The following is a 15,909-nucleotide window of genomic DNA, read 5'->3' on the forward strand; positions in this document are numbered from 1 at the left end:
GATGGGTATAGTCAGCCAGCCTACTCCACTACAGCGGGAATGACGGGATTAATTGCGTGTGATAAATGTGATAGAAGTAAATCACCGTGCTGCAGTTTTCTTTGGCATTTTTGGAATACATGACTGCAGTAGTAGAGTACGAGCTACTGGGGCATTAGCTCAATTGGTAGAGCATCTGCTTTGCAAGCAGAAGGTCAGGAGTTCGATTCTCCTATGCTCCACAGGAAAAGTCCGGATTCTGGTCAAAGAATCCGGACTTTAGTCATGCATAGGGCTAGGAAAAGCGCTTGACCATGATGTAATGCTCGGCATACACACCTACATGCTCGAAGCCCAAGCGTTCATACAGCCCCTGCGCACGCGGATTATCGGGGTGGACGGCCAGGGAAATGCCGGGCGCTTTGAGGGTCCGGGCGAGGGAAATGGCGGCATCCATAAGCGCAGTGGCAATGCCCTGGCCTGCGTAGCGGCCTTCCACCGCGATGGCAAGTTCTGGGATAGCAGGTTCGATGAATCCGTAACCGTGATTGTCCTCGGTGCCCCAATTGAGCCATACCCCGCCGGCGGGCACGAGGTCTTCCCAGGCAATGAAACCTCCCTGGTTAGGCTCCCAATTTTCCACGTAAAAGGAAAAATCTTCAGCAAAACTGGAAGAAAGCTCGCCCCGTTCATCACCGAAGGTATCGGTCAGAAAGTTAAGGCGAGCTATATAAGTGCGATCGGATTCTTGGGTCGCGCAAATTTCCATAATCCCCAGGATATATGAACAATGCGTTGGGCTGGTTAAGCCAGGTGATAGTTGTGCACGTCCGCGCCGTTGAATTCGCGCATTTCACCGGATTCGTCGACGGAGCGGAAGGTGGTGCCGTTATCGATGGCAAAGCGGAGGTTATCCACGCGCGGGGAAGGATCACCGGTTACTGGGCCTGCGGGGAAATAGTACGTTGAACCGTCTTTGAGCTTGACGGTGAGAGACTCAAAGCTCATTGTTTATCTCCTTATAGAAAGCCTTAAAAAGAGAATTCAAGCAGGAGATTTTTGAACAGGCAAAGCAATGAGATCTAAACAACGCCTACTGCACCCCCACGGCGGGGGTGCGAAAGGAACTACTGGTCGTCAGACTGCAGGCGGTGCTTACCCTCGCTCTGGTGGTCATCGGTGATGCGGCTGGTATCTGCTTCTTCAGCAGCAGCAGCCTCTTCTTCCTCGCGGTGTTTAGCCAGCTGTTTATCGATGGAACCCAAAAGCTCCTCATCGCGCACGGCACCCTCTTCAGCAAGATCAGAATCGGATTCGGGCTTATTCTCGCTGGTGGAGGTGTATACCAAGGTCGATTCTGGCGCTGTGTTCTTGGTGCCACCGCGGTAGTCATCTACCCGCGGTGGGGTCTGGGAGGGCTTGTCATTGGAGCGCAGCCAGTAATAGATCGCACCGGTTGCCGCAGCGAGCAGGGATATAATTCCTGCAACGGTCCACAACTTGGAAGACTTATTGTCCTTCTTGGTCTGCTTTTTTGTAGCCTTGGTGGCCTTCTTCGTGGCCTGCTTGCGGGCCTTCTTTGCCTTCGTGGTGGCTTCCTTCTTGGCCTCATCAAAACGATCAACTGCGTCTTCGCGGTAGTTATTGAATTCCTCTAGAGCGCGCTCGAGGCGAGAATGCGCGGCCTGGGTAACGGAGCCTGCTTGCTTGCGGGCTTCGTCGAAGGTGCTATTGTCTTCCTTTTGCATCTGCTGGGTAGCCTTTTCGAGGGCAGTATAAGATTCGCGGGATTTTTCTTGCCGGTGATTGCGAATGTGCTTCCACAGATTGGAACCGGTCTTCAACGCCATATTGATTGCGATGGGGTTCATTGGGTGCAGGTGCTCCTTAAATATAATTTGTCTGTTCGTTCTCATCCAGCATAGTGGCCAGCCTAATACCCCACCACTGTTGTGGCGGGTGATCCGGGGCCGGGACCAACCATAAAATAGACCGCTTGGTTCAGAATAGAGGATTAATATTCACTCCACTTTTGGCTAACCGCGCTGTTTATGGGCCTGCAAAGGTAATACCATTAACCGCTCGCTATCCAGCGAACTGAACAGCTTGGTACGTTTTTCCCAGAGATCATTCGAAATCGGGAAAAGGAGGTGACTATGAGCCCGCGATTTTCAGCGTCAGCACCGTTGGATTCCATGAGTGAAGAAGAACTGATGGTGCCGGAGCGTTTAGCGTTGTCTTTCGAGGTAATTCCGCCGCGGCATGATGCCGATGAAGCTAAAATCGACCGTTTGCTGGAAGCCTTGGAAAGCTACCATCCGGATTATATTGCCGTGACAAGTTCCCAACGGTCCGGTTGGCTCGCAGGGACGACAAACTTTATTGAGCGGATTTCGCGCACCACCTCGATGCGCCCATTGGCGCACCTGGCGTGTACTGCCGGTTCGCGCACAGAACTTATCGGCTGGACCAATCGCTTGGTCGATGCCGGTGTCCGCGGCCTGCTGGCGCTGCGCGGAGACCTACCAGAGGAAGGTTTGCCGGAGCACTATCCACAACATGCCGATGAATTGATAAGCCTCATCCGGCAATTAGAGAGGCAGCAAGCAGCGCGGTTCGCCGCGGGCCGCTTGGCTGTCGGTGTCGCGTGCTATCCCAGCGGGCACGTTGAATCCAAAAATGAAGACGAAGATTTTGACGTCTTGCTGAAAAAGCAACGCCTCGGCGCGGACTTCGCCATCACCCAGTTATTTTTCGATGCGCAGGATTTCCTGCGCTTTTCCCAAAAGGCCCGATTAGCCGGGGTGCATATTCCCCTCATACCGGGAATCATGCCCATGACCAGTCTACGCCGGGTGGAGCGAATGGGAGAGCTGTCCGGGCTCGCCGTGCCCGAAAGGGTGCGGTCGGCGCTCGCGGCAGCGACAACCCCAGAAGAAGAATACGAAACCGGCATGGAACTGACCGCTGAACTAGCTCGCGACATCGTGGCTGGTGGGGCGAGCGGGCTCCATATATATACCCACAATAACCCCGACAATACTCACGACCTACTAACCCGAATCGGAGTAGATAATGACCAACGCTAATTTCCCCAAGGCGACAGTTGAGGGCTATCCCCGCATCGGCGCCAACCGCGAGTTGAAGCGCGCTCTTGAGTCCTACTGGGCCGGCCGCATTGATGCGCAAACCTTCGAGTCCGCTGCACACTCGCTGCGCCTGGATACTTACCACCGGCTGCGTGACCTCGGACTCACCGAGGACTATGCCATTCCGGCAGACGTCGCTTATTACGATCAGGTTCTCGAAACTGCACTGACCGTTGGTGCCGTTGCCGGTGAAACCCTGGATGATGAGTTCACCCTGGCCCGAGGTAATAAGGACACCGCACCGCTAGAGATGACCAAGTGGTTCGATACCAACTACCACTATATTGTGCCGGAAATCGCTGATGAACACGCTTTTAAGGCACACCCACAGCGCATTATCAAGCTGGTAGAAGAAGCCCGCGAAGCAGGCCATACCGTGCGTCCGTACCTCGTTGGCCCGGTCACCCTGTTGGCCCTGTCCAAGCAGGCCGAGGGCGCAGCTAAAGCCCCGCTCGAGCGCCTAGATGATGCCGTTGCTGCCTACCAGGAGGTCCTGGCGGAGCTGCACCAGGCCGGCGTGGAGTGGATCCAGTTGGCAGAACCTGCTCTCGTTGCGGATCTGGCCAATGCTAGCGATGAGGACTTGGCTGCATATACCCAGCAGGCATACTCCGTCATCTTGGGTGCAGAAAAGCGCCCGCAGGTTTACCTAACCACCCCGTACGGCTCCGCCCGCAAGGGCCTCGATGTGATCGCAGAGCTCAAGCCAGAGGCCGTCCAGGTAGACCTCGCTGTCGGCACCCTGGCCCTGGATGAGGGCTACCTCGAGCGTGTAAAGAACCTGAACACCCACGTCGTTGCCGGCCTCGTCGATGGCCGCAATGTCTGGGCCGCCAACCTGCGCGACCTGCGCTCCAAGTACGAGAACCTGGCCGGCAGCATCGATGAGCTGTCCGTATCCACCTCCGTGTCCTTGCAGCACGTGCCGCATTCCGTGGCGGCAGAATCCAAGCTGCCTGCCGATGTCGCGCCGTGGTTCTCCTTCGCTAATGAAAAGGTCAAGGAAGTCGTCGCCCTAGTCCAGGGTCCCGAGGCAGCCGAAGAGGCCTACAGCGTCAGCGACCGCGCAGTTCGCACCCGCGCCGAGTCCGAGCGCATCAACAACGCCGCCGTGCAGGAGCGCATCTCTCAGCTGCCGGAAGGCGAGGTTAAGCGCGCGCCGGCCTTCAATGAGCGCAAGGAAGCACAAAAGGAGCTCGGCCTGTCGGAGCTGCCGACCACCACCATCGGTTCCTTCCCACAGACCAAGGAAATCCGCCAGGCGCGTGCCGCACACCGCAAGGGCGAGCTTTCTGATGCTGACTACAACTCCGCCCTCAAGGACGAGGTCAAGTCCGTCATCGAACTGCAGGAACGCCTCGGCCTGGACGTCTTGGTCCACGGTGAGCCAGAGCGCAATGACATGGTGCAGTACTTCGCTGAGTTGCTCGATGGCTTCGTTACCACTGAAAATGGCTGGGTACAGTCCTACGGTTCTCGCTGCACCCGTCCGCCAATCGTGGTAGGTGACATTTCCCGCCCGGCTGCCATGACCATCGAATGGTCGAAGTTTGCACAGTCGCTTTCGGAAAAGCACGTTAAGGGCATGCTGACCGGCCCGGTCACCATCCTGGCGTGGTCTTTCGTCCGCGATGACGTGCACCAGTCCGTATCCGCAGATCAACTGGGCGTCGCATTAGCAGATGAGGTCCGCGACCTGGAGGAAGCTGGCATCGATATCATTCAGATCGATGAGCCGGCCCTGCGTGAGCTGCTGCCGTTGCGCGAGCAGGACCGCAAAGCCTATCTGGATTGGGCAGTGCGTTCTTTCCGCCTAGTAGCCCTCGAGGCCAAGCCCACCACCCAGATACATACCCACCTGTGCTATTCGGAGTTTGGCCAGATCATCGACGCCGTCGCCGGTCTCGATGCGGATGTTACCTCCATCGAGGCGGCGCGCTCTCGCATGGAACTGCTGGAGGATATCGACGACACGTTCCACTCTGAGATTGGACCTGGCATCTACGATATTCACTCCCCGCGCGTGCCTTCCGTGGAGGAAATGGCAGAGCTTATCCGCGCCGCGCTGAAGAACGTGCCGCTGGATCGCCTGTGGGTTAACCCGGACTGCGGTCTAAAGACCCGCGGTTACGAAGAGACTGAAACCTCCCTGCGCAATATGGTGGAAGCCCGCGATGTGGTGCGCAACGCCCTCTAATAGAATTTGAGGACTTCCGGGTTCTTAAAAACGCTATGCAGCCGGTCTGCATAGCGTTTTCGTGATCATGTACCTACCCAAGACGCCGTGGCCTGATTCGTATTACCGTAGGCGCTATGAAGCACTCAGCATTTCGCAATAGCCAAGAATCCTTCCTGCCTGATTCCCTGGCTGGTTTCATCGCCCAGCATCCCGATGCCGCTTGGCACGATGCGGGTTTCATTGGGCGTAGCACCCCGCTGCGCACGGCGGATGATAAACCGGCGGTCGCAGTAATCTCCGGTGGTGGATCCGGGCACGAGCCCATGCACGCCGGCTTTATCGGGCAAGGCATGCTCGCTGCAGCCTGCCCGGGTCTGCTCTTTACCTCCCCGAATGCGGTCCAGGTCTCTGAAGCTACGCAGTGGGCCGACCAGGGCAGGGGAGTATTACACATTGTGAAGAACTACACCGGTGATGTCATGAATTTCACCGTGGCGCGCAATGCTGCAGAGGCCGTAGATACGCGTTTCGTCTTGGTCGCGGATGATATTGCTACCGAAGGCACCGGCGAGGGCCCCGGTCGGCGCGGTACCGGCGCCACGATTTTGGTGGAAAAGGTCGCCGGTGCCGCGGCGTATCGCGGTGATGATCTGGATCAAGTAACGGAGCTAGCGAAGCGGACCGCGGATAATTCTCGCAGCATGTCCGTGGCACTGGGATCCGGCTTTTTGCCCACCACGGGGCGCGAGACCTTTGATTTGGATGATGGGCATATGGAAGTCGGTGTAGGAATCCACGGCGAGCCGGGCACGCATACGGAAAAGGTCAAGGATGCCCATGCCATCGTCGCCACCGTGCTAGAAAAGCTGGGTGCTGCCCTTGTTATCAGCAGCGGCGATAGGGTGGTGTGCCTGGTTAACGGCTTGGGCGGCACCACGCTTTTGGAGCTTAGCCTGGTCTTCGGTGAGGCTTCCGCGCAGTTAGCGGAGCAAGGAATTACCGTAGTGCGTTCCATGGTGGGCAATTTTGTCACCGCGGTCAATATGCACGGCGCCTCCATCACGCTGCTCAAGGCAGATGATGAGCTGCTGGAGCTTATTGATGCCCCAACCCAAGCCCCCGCTTGGCCCCGTGCCTTGGCCGGTGTAAAGCAGGTGGAATCGGCGCGGATTACCTTCGAGGATGAGCTGCCTGTTGAAGGCGAAGACAACGAGTGGTTGAGTGACTTCGTCGATCGTGTGCAATCCTCTATAGAGGAGTTGACTGAGCTCGACCGTAAGGCTGGCGATGGGGACTTCGGTACCAATATGGAGGCGGCGCTTGAAAGCATCGAACTGCCGCTGCGCGGAACGGATGCTGAGATTTTCAACGGCCTGGCCAAGCGCTTCCTCGTCCTGGCGGGCGGCACTTCGGGCGCGGTCTTTGGCAGCTTCTTCACCGACATGGCCCGTGCACAGAGCTTAGCGGAAGGTTTAAGCAGCGCGGCAGAGTTCATTCAAGAACTGGGCGGCGCGCAGCGCGGGGATTGCACCATGCTCGATGCGCTCATTCCGGCCGCGGAAAAGGCGCAAGAAATCGGCGCAGAGCACCCAGACGAACAAACCCTCAAGACTCTTTATGAGGCCGCGCGTGAAGGCGTGGAGGAAACTGGAAAGATCGCGGCTAAGAAAGGGCGCGCGTCTTACCTGGGCGATCGCAGCAAGGGAATCATCGATCCTGGCGCCCTCGTGGTTAGCTGGCTCTTTGGGGGACAACCCCTGTCCGCCGATTAGGGGGGACAATGGTAGCGCGATCGCTGAGAGCGTTATGTCCTGCACGGCGGAGAGGCAGTAAATTCTTTACAATGGCTGGCATGACTCAGAAGACCGCTACTGCAACGATGCATACTAACTACGGCGATATTGTTATCGATCTCTTTGGTAACCACGCACCGGTAACCGTTGAAAACTTCATCGGCCTGGCTAAGGGCGAAAAGGACTACTCCACCCAGAACGCACAGGGCGAGCAGTCCGGCCCGTTCTACGATGGAGCCATCTTCCACCGCATCATCGATAACTTCATGATCCAGGGCGGCGACCCCACCGGCACCGGCCGTGGTGGCCCAGGCTACCAGTTCCAGGATGAGTTCCACCCAGAGCTGCAGTTCGACCGTCCATTCCTGCTGGCCATGGCGAATGCTGGCCCAGGCACCAACGGCTCTCAGTTCTTCATCACCGTGGCGCCGACTCCGCATCTAAACAACCACCACACCATCTTCGGTGAGGTTACGGATCCGGCGTCGCAAGAGGTCGTCTCCAAGATTGGCAAGGTCGACACTGACCGCATGGACCGTCCGCATGAGGACGTTGTCATCGAGTCTATCGATATTGCCTAAGCGTTTTCCTCGCTCCGTGCCCGGCACCACACTCCTTCCTGTGGTGCCGGGCTCGTTTAGTTTTATCCGATTGTCAGTAAAAGGGTCAGCTTTCAGGCCATGGTGAAAAATTATTTGCGAACCGCCCCCGTGACTTCGGTCATTGCTTTGATCTGCATCATCGCCTGGTCAATTACCGCGATACAAGCTCGAACATTGGGCGAGACCTTCTTTTTCTCAACGCTTAGCCAAGACTGGGCCCTGTGGGGCCCGCACTACGCCCATGCGCCGCTCACGGCGCTGTCTTCGGAGTTTATGCATTTAGACGGCGGGCACCTCGCGGTCAATATGGTGATGCTCCTGCTCATCGGTAGGGAAGTAGAGCGTGCCCTCGATACTGGTTTATATGTTGCCGCCTACCTGGTTTCTTGCTTGGGTGCTTCCGCTATGGTGCTGTGGTTCGATGGCAGCACGCCCACGGTAGGGGCCTCCGGTGCGATCTTTGCGCTGATGGGCATGCTGGTGGGCGTCTTCCGGCAACGCGGGATGGATCTGCGCGCGCCCATCGTCCTCGTATTGATCAATGTGGGCTATACCTTCGTTGCGGAGGGGTTTCACTGTGGGGACACCTTGGCGGGTTGTGTACCGGAGTCATCTTGAGCTTCTTCCTCTTTTATCGAAACAAATCCGTGCGCTAGGTGGGTGTCGCTCTCACCGGTGCGGTCATCATTGTGTTATTGGGGCTGCGAGCTGGGGTTTGGGGATAACTGTGGAATTTAATCACCGGAATGGGTGTGCGAAAGAAATCCACAATAGTTATCCACATTGTGGATAACCACATTCTTGTAATTTACCGAACGCTTTTCCGGAGTTTTCCCTGATCATGCAGGTTATAACGGTATCAACGGCCGAAAAGTCACCTGTGAAAGCCCGTGAAAATAGTTATCCACAGGGTGGGGATAAGTCTGTGAAATAAATACTCCACAGGTTTCTTTCACAGCCTGTGGATAACTTTCTACCCATCGTGTGGGCGAATAGGTAGATTAGGGCCACTGACCTGCACAAGGAGGACTGTGGATAAACAACCGCACGCTGTGATCGTCGGCGCAGGGCCCAATGGGCTCACCGCCGCGGCCCGCCTCGCCACTGCCGGCTGGCGTGTGGAGGTGTATGAGCGCGCCACCCATCCCGGTGGGGCGGCGGCATCGTCGACGGAGATCTTCCCGGACACCATCGTCGATCTTGGCGCGGCCGGTCACCCCTTTGGCATCGCGAGCCCGGCCTTCCGCGCGCTCGATCTGGAATCGCACGGCCTGCGCTGGCGCCATGCGCCGTATCCCATGGCCCATCCGCTGGAGGGCGCGCCGGCGGGCATTCTTCACAATTCCTTAGAGGAGACCGCCGCGGGGCTTGGCACCGATGCCCGGGCGTGGACCCGCCTGCACGGCTACGTGGTGCGCAATATCGACTCACACGTGAACAACGCGCTCACCCCGCTGGTGCGCTGGCCCGAGCACCCGGTCCGCCTGGCGCAGTTCGGCGCGCCGGGCATGCTTCCGGCGAGCGCGCTCGCGCGGGCGGCATTTTCTTCCCCGCAGGCCCGCGCCTTATTCGCCGGCAGCGCGGTCCACACCATCACCTCACCTACCAGGGGATTTACCTCCGCATTTGGCCTGCTCTTCGGCGCGCTCGGCATGACCCGCGGCTGGCCAGTAGCCGAAGGCGGTACGCAGGCGCTTGCCGATGCCCTAGTCTCCCTCCTCCGCTCCCACAACGCCAGCATCCACACCGGCGCCGACATCACCGATGTGCGCACCCTGCCGCGCGCCGATGCCCTTATCCTCAACCTCACCCCGCGCCAGATCCTCAGGCTGGGCGGGCTCGACCTTCCTGCACGGACCCGGCGATCCCTGCGGCGTTGGCGCTATGGCAGCGCGGTCTACAAGGTGGACTTTCACTTAAGCGAACCCGTGCCGTGGGCCGACCCTCGCGTGGGCCAAGCCGGCACCGTCCACGTGGGCGGCAGCGTGGAGGAGATCGGTGGGGCGGAAAGGGACATCGGCAAGCGCCGCATGCCCGAGCGTCCCCTGGTCATGGTGTGCCAACAGTACGTGGCCGACCCATCGCGTGGGCTGGTGCTATGGGCTTATGCGCATGTGCCGCACGGCTATGAGGAGCGCTTTCCGGGGGAGGTGACCGGCCTCATTGCGCGGCAGATTGAGCGTTTCGCGCCAGGTTTTCGTGATACCATCCTGGCCACCCGCGCGACGAGCCCAGCTGACCTGGAGCGCTGGAACCCCAACCTGGTGGGTGGCGATATCGCCGGTGGTGCGATGGCCGGGCTGCAGACCGTGCTGCGCCCGTGCCTCTCCGCGCACCCGCACCGGCTCGCGCCGGGAATATTCATGGCATCGGGTTCCACCGCGCCCGGAGCCGGCGTCCATGGCATGCCCGGATGGTGGGCCGCTGAAAGTGCAACTACGCCTTAATGGGAGCCCGGCGTTCGCAGTAGAGGAATACCGCACCGATCATCCACAGCGTTACTGCGGCACAATATCCGGGGGTCGTTGTGGTCTGCGGCTCGATACTGCTGCCAGGGATGAGGCCGGTGACTAGTGGCTCCAGCACGAAACCGAGCACGGTAACGTAATCTAGCCAGCCGAACCTGTGGGAAAAAGCCCCCGCCACGCCGAAAAGTGGCCCGGCGATAAGGGCAAAGAGGAACCACGCGGCATTGGAGGAAAAAGCCGTCTGCCAGTCGTAGATACCAAAGCCGAAAAGCAGCGCGTAGTGCACCGCCAACATGAGCAGGAGTATGCCGGCTCCTGCGAAAGACGCCGTGGTTCGCCGGTGGGCGCACGCCTTGCCCATGAGGTAGGCAAATAGTGTCCACACCATGCCAGAGCCCAGCACTGGGCCAAGGTAATTGCGCAAAGACAGGCGCACTGGGGCAGTGCCTTCAATCAGGGCAGGATCAGAAAACGCGATATGGACGGCGGCATAGGCCACCGAGACGGCTAAGCCGGCCAAGAAAACGTACTGGGACCGGTGCCGCGGCGGTGCGGGTAAACGACTGGTCACGATGTGCTCCTTGAAATGAGGATCCGCCATGTCCAAGGCAGGGCCTGGTGCGGGTTGCGCTCATTCTAGTCCAGTGAAGGTGGCGCGATTTATGCCTCAGCGAGGGGCAGATAGCTCGGCTTACTCGACTATCTCACATAAAAAAGCGAACGTGACATCGTTGACACCGAACTATGGTACCGATAGGTTATAACATAGTGTTGTGCTGGGATATCGGCGCTTTTTGGGACGGTGCCTGCCCGGACAAAAGAAAAGTGAATGACATATGCAGACACAGACGAAGGGCCGTGTAGAAGGCCTATACATCGACGAAAATGTCGAGTTGCGTGCTGGTGCGCTTAACTTTGGCGGGCGCATTGAAGACATCTCGTGTGGTGATGTCCCCGCAGCGCAGGCGGCCTGGCAATCCGGTGATCCAGACGTGTTGCTGTGGGTCCCAGGTTTTGTGGACCTGCACAACCACGGTGGCTATGGCGGAAGCTTCCCCAATGGTGATTATGACCAGTGCCGCGCTGCCGCCCGTTTCCATCGCGCCCATGGCACCACCACGCTGATAGCCAGCATGGTCTCTGGAACGCGGGCGGAGCTGTGCACGCGAGCGGAGCTGCTCGCCACGCTGGCGGAAGAAGGGGAGATTGCCGGCATCCACATGGAAGGTCCGTTTATCGCCGCGGCCAAATGTGGTGCACAAGATCCATCGCGCATCGTGCCGGGGGACCCTGACTTTTTCCGCGCGGTGATCGATGCCGCTCGTGGCCACCTGCGCTCCATTACCTTCGCCCCAGAAACCCGGGCTACTGCGGAGCTCCTCGAGGTCTGCGCTGAGCACGATATTATCGCCAGCTTGGGCCATACCGAGGCTGATTATGAGACCACGCTGCAGGTCATGGGGCAGGCCCAGGACTTGGGAGTCACCGTGACCGGCACCCACCTCTTTAACGCCATGCCACCCATCCATCACCGTGCCCCCGGCACGGTGGCTGCTTTGCTTGCCGGTGCGAAAGCGGGCGATGTGGGAGTAGAGCTCATTGCCGATGGCGTACATCTTGCCGATGGCACCGTGGACATGGCCTATAACCGCTGCGCGTTTGCCGTCACCGATGCAATGGCTGCTGCCGGCATGGTCGATGGCTCCTACGAACTAGGTTCCCTGCCCGTTACCGTGACCGATGGCGTGGCGCGGGTGGGCAATGGCGCCATCGCCGGTGGAACCTCCACCTTGGCGCAGCAATTCGCGCGCTTCGCCGCGCGCCATGGCGCAGAGGAGGCCGTTCGGTTTACCTCCACCACGGCCGCGGACGTGCTGGGCGATAAGGACGTCGGCCGTTTGGCTCCCGGCAAGCGTGCCAATCTTGTGGGTTTGAATACGCACTTCGAGCCCGTGCGCGTCATCGCTGACGGTATCGACATAACTGCCGCGATAGACACTGATTCACATTAGGAAATACTGTATGGACATCCTCATCCGTTCCACACCAGCAGAGGTGGCTGCTGCCGCTGCCGATATCTTTGTCCGCTATGCCAATGCTGGGGCGACGTTGGGCCTAGCCACGGGTTCTACTCCGGTACCGCTGTATCAAGAACTTGTTGCTCGCTGCGAGCGCGGGGAGGTGAGTTTTGCTCGCAGCCGCGCCTTTCTCTTGGATGAATATGTGGGGCTAGACCGCACCCATGAGCAGTCGTATTACTCCACCATCCGGCGCGTATTTACCAGCCACGTCGACTTCAACGATGAGTTAGTGCAGAGCCCAGAGGGCGATGCTGCGGATCCGGACTGTGCCGCAGCCTCCTATGACCAGGCCATTCGCCATGCCGGTGGGATCGACATCCAGTTGCTGGGTATCGGAGGCAATGGGCACATCGGCTTTAACGAGCCCTCTAGTTCCTTACAATCGCGCACCCGCCGGCAAACGCTACACCCACGGACGGTGCACGATAATGCCCGCTTTTTCGAGAACACGGACAGCGTCCCCCGCTATGCGCTGACCCAGGGGCTCGCCACCATCAGCGAGGCCCGCCACTTATTGCTACTGGCCACCGGGGCCGGAAAGGCCACCGCGGTCCGCAACATGGTGGAGGGCCCGCTATCTGCACACTGCCCGGCCTCGATCCTCCAGCTACACCCGCGGGCTACGGTGATTCTCGATGAAGACGCCGCTTCGCAGCTGGAGGATAACGAGTACTACCGCTTCGTGGATGAGCATCGCCCGCGCTAAATCGCTCTTTACTTCTTTACACCTTTGGAGGACTCCTGACGTGAAACTCTCTATTATGGGCCCGCTGCAGCGGCTCGGAAAGGCGCTGATGGGCGCCGTGGCAGTTCTGCCTGTAGCAGCAATCCTCGGCGGCGTTGGCTACTGGATAGCTAGCGTTGCCGGCCAAGATAACGTGGTCGCGCAGCTACTGATTAGCTCCGGCGGTGCCGTGCTGGATAACCTGGGCTGGATCTTCGCCGTCGCTATTGCCTTCGGCCTGGCCAAGGACTCTAATGGCGCCTCCGCGCTGTCCGGCTTCCTCGCCTATGCCACCTTCATGAAGCTCTTGGGCCCCGATGCCGTTGCCGGTTACCGTGGCATCGAAGACCCCGCAGCGCTTACTGGCGATGACGCCGTGGAATGGGCCGCCGAGGGCTGGAATGCGGTCGGTGACGGCAACGTCCTTTTCGGCATCCTCGCCGGCATCATCGCCGCGATGGTCTATAACCGCTTCCACGGCACCAAGCTGCCGGACTTCCTGGCCTTCTTCTCCGGTCGCCGCCTCGTTCCCATCCTCACCGCGCTTTTTGCCATCGTGGTCTCCGCCATCCTCTACTTTGTATGGCCCTTCATCTACCACGCGCTCTTCAACTTCGGTACCTCCATCCAGGGCCTCGGCGCCGCGGGAGCGGGCATCTACGGCGTGGCCAACCGCCTGCTCATCCCGACGGGCCTGCACCACGCGCTGAACTCCGTCTTCTGGTTTGATGTCATCGGCATCAACGACATCGGTAACTTCCAATCCGGCCAGTCCACCCTCGACGCTGCCGCCACGGCCACCACTGCCGCAGAGTGCCCCGGCACCTGGGAGAACGGACAGTGCACCGTGGACGGCGTGGTAGGACGCTACCAGGCCGGATTCTTCCCGGTCATGATGTTCGGCCTGCCAGGTGCCGCCCTGGCCATGTACCTGCGCGCGGATAAGGGCCGGCGCAAGGTCATCGGCTCCCTCATGGCCGCTGGTGCCCTGGCTTCCTTCTTTACCGGCGTGACTGAGCCGCTGGAGTTCTCCTTCATGTTCGTTGCCCCGCTGCTCTACGTGGTGCACGCGCTGCTGACCGGTCTCTCGGTGTTTATCGCCGCCGCGTTGGAATGGACCGCGGGTTTCGGGTTCTCCGCAGGTTTTGTGGACATGCTGCTGTCCTCGCAAAACCCGCTGGCCAATAAGTGGTACATGTTGCTCCTCATGGGCGTTATTTTCTTCGCCCTCTACTTCGTCCTCTTCTACTACCTCATCGGCTGGTTTAACCTGAAGACCCCGGGCCGCGGTGAGGACGAGGACGCGCCTGAAGAAGACGATGCCGCCACGGGCGATGATAAGACCGCCGGTTCCGCCGCTTGCATCATCGAGGGTCTCGGCGGCAAGGACAATATCGATTCGCTGGATTACTGCACCACCCGCCTGCGCGTGGGCGTGAAGGATCGCGCGCTTGTCGATGACCCCACTATCAAAAGCGCCGGCATTTCCGGCGTCATCCACCCTTCCGAAAAGAACGTGCAGGTCATCGTGGGGCCCTCCGTACAGTTCATGTTTGATGAGGTCAACCACCAGCTGCGCACCGGCTCCGCAACGGTAGCTACGAAGTCGGCGAAGCCTGGCATGAATGTTCGCCCTGCAGAGAAGATCGGCACCGATATAGAGCTCCATGCACCGTTCGAAGGCGCTGTCGTGCCGCTTTCTCAGGTCCCCGATGAGTCCTTTGCCCAGGGCATGGTGGGCGAAGGCTTTGCCGTTATTCCTACCGTGATCGATGCCTTCGATGTCTGCGCCCCGGTCGATGGCACCATCACCATGGTCTTTAAGACCGGCCATGCCTTCGGCATGCGGACCGAAGAGGGCCTTGACCTGCTCATTCACATCGGTATCGATACCGTTGAACTGAAGGGGGAGGGCTTTACCAAGCTCGCGGCTAAGGGCGATGTCGTCCGCGCCGGGACCCCCATCATCGCGGTAGAGGCAGAGAAGCTGCGCGAACGCGGCATCAACCTGATTACCCCGGTGGTCTGCCCCACGGGAAAGCAGATCGCTGGAGTAAATATCGAACACGAGGGCCGCGCTGACCAAAGCGTTGCCGTCGCCCGCGTGCGGCCGGCTGAACACTAGAATTCGCCCCTTCCAGCTTTTCTTTGATCCTGGCGGCCAGATCTAGAAGTTCTGAGGTTACCCTCGTTTGGTGGACACCCGATGAGTGCGGATCGTGTGTCCGTAAGAGAGGATGTTCATTATGAGTCAACAACGCCAGAAGTACACACCGGAGTACCGGCGTGAAGCGGCTAACCTAGTAATCGAATCGCAGCGCCCGATTGCTCATGTAGCGAAAGAAATTGGTGTCGCACCTGGTCTTTTAGGCCGATGGGTAAAAAATGAGCGCGAACGGCGAGGGCCCCGGATGGGCTCAGCCAGGCGGATCTTCGTCCCGAGAATGCTCATCTGCGTCGTGAGCTTGCAGAAGCCAAGATGGATAATGAGTTTTTGTCACAAGCGACAGCTTTCTTCGCTTTAAAGCAAGGGCCTGACCCCCGAAAAGTGGACACATCGGGGGCTAGCTATGCTGCTTTGGTCCATGTAGCTGAAGTCTCGGTTTCAAAGACATCAGGGGCTACAAGGTTGCACCAGGAGTGCCGCCGACGCGTGTTACAAGCGCATGCACCACCGGAAGACATCCTGCCGGCAGGTCATCGGATCGTCAAAAACTTTCCTATCACGCAGCACTTCCCGCTTTAAAGTGGCGTTAAACGATTCTGCCAAGGCGTTATCAGCACTCGTTCCTACTGCTGTCATGGACGGTCAAGTCCCGTGTAGTGGTGTAGCCGTTTGTGCTTTCGGCTCGGTATTCAGTTCTGTGTTTGAGGTCAGGCGGTTAGCTGGTTGTGGTCACCATTGGCGTCTCCTGTGCGGTGCATGAGGTGTCT

Annotated in this window: 14 protein-coding genes, 1 tRNA gene and 1 pseudogene; 11 read left to right on the top strand and 5 right to left on the bottom strand. The window is 59.0% G+C overall.

Annotated elements, in window-relative coordinates; genetic code table 11:
* Nucleotides 1-148: 148 nt before the first annotated feature.
* Nucleotides 149-221, top strand: a tRNA-Ala gene (locus D9V82_RS07550).
* Between the two features lie 53 nt (nt 222-274).
* On the opposite strand, the gene D9V82_RS07555 is transcribed toward D9V82_RS07550, so the two are convergent.
* From D9V82_RS07555 to D9V82_RS07565, 3 genes are all read right to left on the bottom strand, one after another.
* A complete protein-coding gene (locus D9V82_RS07555) occupies nt 275-748 on the bottom strand; it encodes a GNAT family N-acetyltransferase (RefSeq protein WP_121911800.1) in 474 nt (157 codons plus the stop codon).
* Nucleotides 749-783: 35 nt separating this feature from the next.
* Nucleotides 784-987, bottom strand: a complete 204-nt coding sequence (locus tag D9V82_RS07560) for a hypothetical protein (RefSeq protein WP_121911801.1) — start codon at nt 985-987, stop codon at nt 784-786.
* A gap of 119 nt (nt 988-1,106) precedes the next feature.
* Nucleotides 1,107-1,850 carry a hypothetical protein gene (locus D9V82_RS07565; protein WP_121911802.1) on the bottom strand — a complete coding sequence of 248 codons (744 nt, stop codon included), beginning with the start codon at nt 1,848-1,850 and terminating at the stop codon, nt 1,107-1,109.
* 285 nt (nt 1,851-2,135) lie between these two features.
* Here D9V82_RS07565 and D9V82_RS07570 point away from each other — a divergent pair, with 285 nt between their 5' ends.
* The 6 genes from D9V82_RS07570 (at nt 2,136) to D9V82_RS07595 (ending at nt 10,149) form a co-directional block, all read left to right on the top strand.
* The gene (locus D9V82_RS07570; RefSeq protein WP_167449753.1) at nt 2,136-3,068 is read left to right on the top strand and encodes a methylenetetrahydrofolate reductase; all 933 of its coding nucleotides are present in this window, start codon (nt 2,136-2,138) and stop codon (nt 3,066-3,068) included.
* A complete protein-coding gene (gene metE / locus D9V82_RS07575) occupies nt 3,055-5,325 on the top strand; it encodes a 5-methyltetrahydropteroyltriglutamate--homocysteine S-methyltransferase (RefSeq protein ID WP_121911803.1) in 2,271 nt (756 codons plus the stop codon). The genes D9V82_RS07570 and metE overlap by 14 nt, the downstream gene beginning before the upstream one ends.
* 116 nt (nt 5,326-5,441) lie before the next feature.
* Complete coding sequence (locus D9V82_RS07580; protein ID WP_121911804.1) at nt 5,442-7,079, top strand: dihydroxyacetone kinase family protein; 1,638 nt, start codon at nt 5,442-5,444, stop codon at nt 7,077-7,079.
* A gap of 71 nt (nt 7,080-7,150) precedes the next feature.
* Nucleotides 7,151-7,681 (top strand): peptidylprolyl isomerase, encoded by a 531-nt coding sequence (locus tag D9V82_RS07585; RefSeq protein WP_121911805.1) that lies wholly within the window; start codon nt 7,151-7,153, stop codon nt 7,679-7,681.
* A 99-nt stretch (nt 7,682-7,780) separates the two neighbouring features.
* A complete protein-coding gene (locus tag D9V82_RS07590) occupies nt 7,781-8,320 on the top strand; it encodes a rhomboid family intramembrane serine protease (RefSeq protein ID WP_239088615.1) in 540 nt (179 codons plus the stop codon).
* A gap of 413 nt (nt 8,321-8,733) precedes the next feature.
* Nucleotides 8,734-10,149, top strand: coding sequence for a phytoene desaturase family protein (locus D9V82_RS07595; protein WP_121911806.1), 1,416 nt, complete (start codon nt 8,734-8,736; stop codon nt 10,147-10,149).
* On the opposite strand, the gene D9V82_RS07600 is transcribed toward D9V82_RS07595, so the two are convergent.
* Nucleotides 10,139-10,741 carry a DUF6518 family protein gene (locus D9V82_RS07600; RefSeq protein WP_121911807.1) on the bottom strand — a complete coding sequence of 201 codons (603 nt, stop codon included), beginning with the start codon at nt 10,739-10,741 and terminating at the stop codon, nt 10,139-10,141. The two genes, D9V82_RS07595 and D9V82_RS07600, sit on opposite strands and share 11 nt — an antisense overlap.
* A gap of 265 nt (nt 10,742-11,006) precedes the next feature.
* Here D9V82_RS07600 and D9V82_RS07605 point away from each other — a divergent pair, with 265 nt between their 5' ends.
* The 4 genes from D9V82_RS07605 to D9V82_RS07620 all read left to right on the top strand — a co-directional run bounded on the left by D9V82_RS07605 (nt 11,007) and on the right by D9V82_RS07620 (nt 15,500).
* Nucleotides 11,007-12,182 (top strand): N-acetylglucosamine-6-phosphate deacetylase, encoded by a 1,176-nt coding sequence (locus tag D9V82_RS07605; protein WP_121911808.1) that lies wholly within the window; start codon nt 11,007-11,009, stop codon nt 12,180-12,182.
* A gap of 10 nt (nt 12,183-12,192) precedes the next feature.
* The gene (nagB, locus tag D9V82_RS07610; protein WP_121911809.1) at nt 12,193-12,957 is read left to right on the top strand and encodes a glucosamine-6-phosphate deaminase; all 765 of its coding nucleotides are present in this window, start codon (nt 12,193-12,195) and stop codon (nt 12,955-12,957) included.
* Nucleotides 12,958-13,012: 55 nt separating this feature from the next.
* Complete coding sequence (gene nagE, locus D9V82_RS07615; RefSeq protein ID WP_121911817.1) at nt 13,013-15,100, top strand: N-acetylglucosamine-specific PTS transporter subunit IIBC; 2,088 nt, start codon at nt 13,013-13,015, stop codon at nt 15,098-15,100.
* A 121-nt stretch (nt 15,101-15,221) separates the two neighbouring features.
* Entirely contained in the window at nt 15,222-15,500 is a 279-nt protein-coding gene (locus D9V82_RS07620; protein WP_183122484.1) for a transposase, read from the top strand.
* 43 nt (nt 15,501-15,543) lie between these two features.
* Here the strand turns inward: D9V82_RS07620 and D9V82_RS12650 are convergent.
* Nucleotides 15,544-15,781: pseudogene (locus tag D9V82_RS12650) on the bottom strand (integrase core domain-containing protein); the annotation flags it as partial.
* Between the last annotated feature and the right edge of the window lie 128 nt (nt 15,782-15,909).

Origin of the sequence: Corynebacterium macginleyi (assembly GCF_003688935.1) — a bacterium.
Taxonomy (GTDB): Bacteria; Actinomycetota; Actinomycetes; order Mycobacteriales; family Mycobacteriaceae; genus Corynebacterium; species Corynebacterium macginleyi.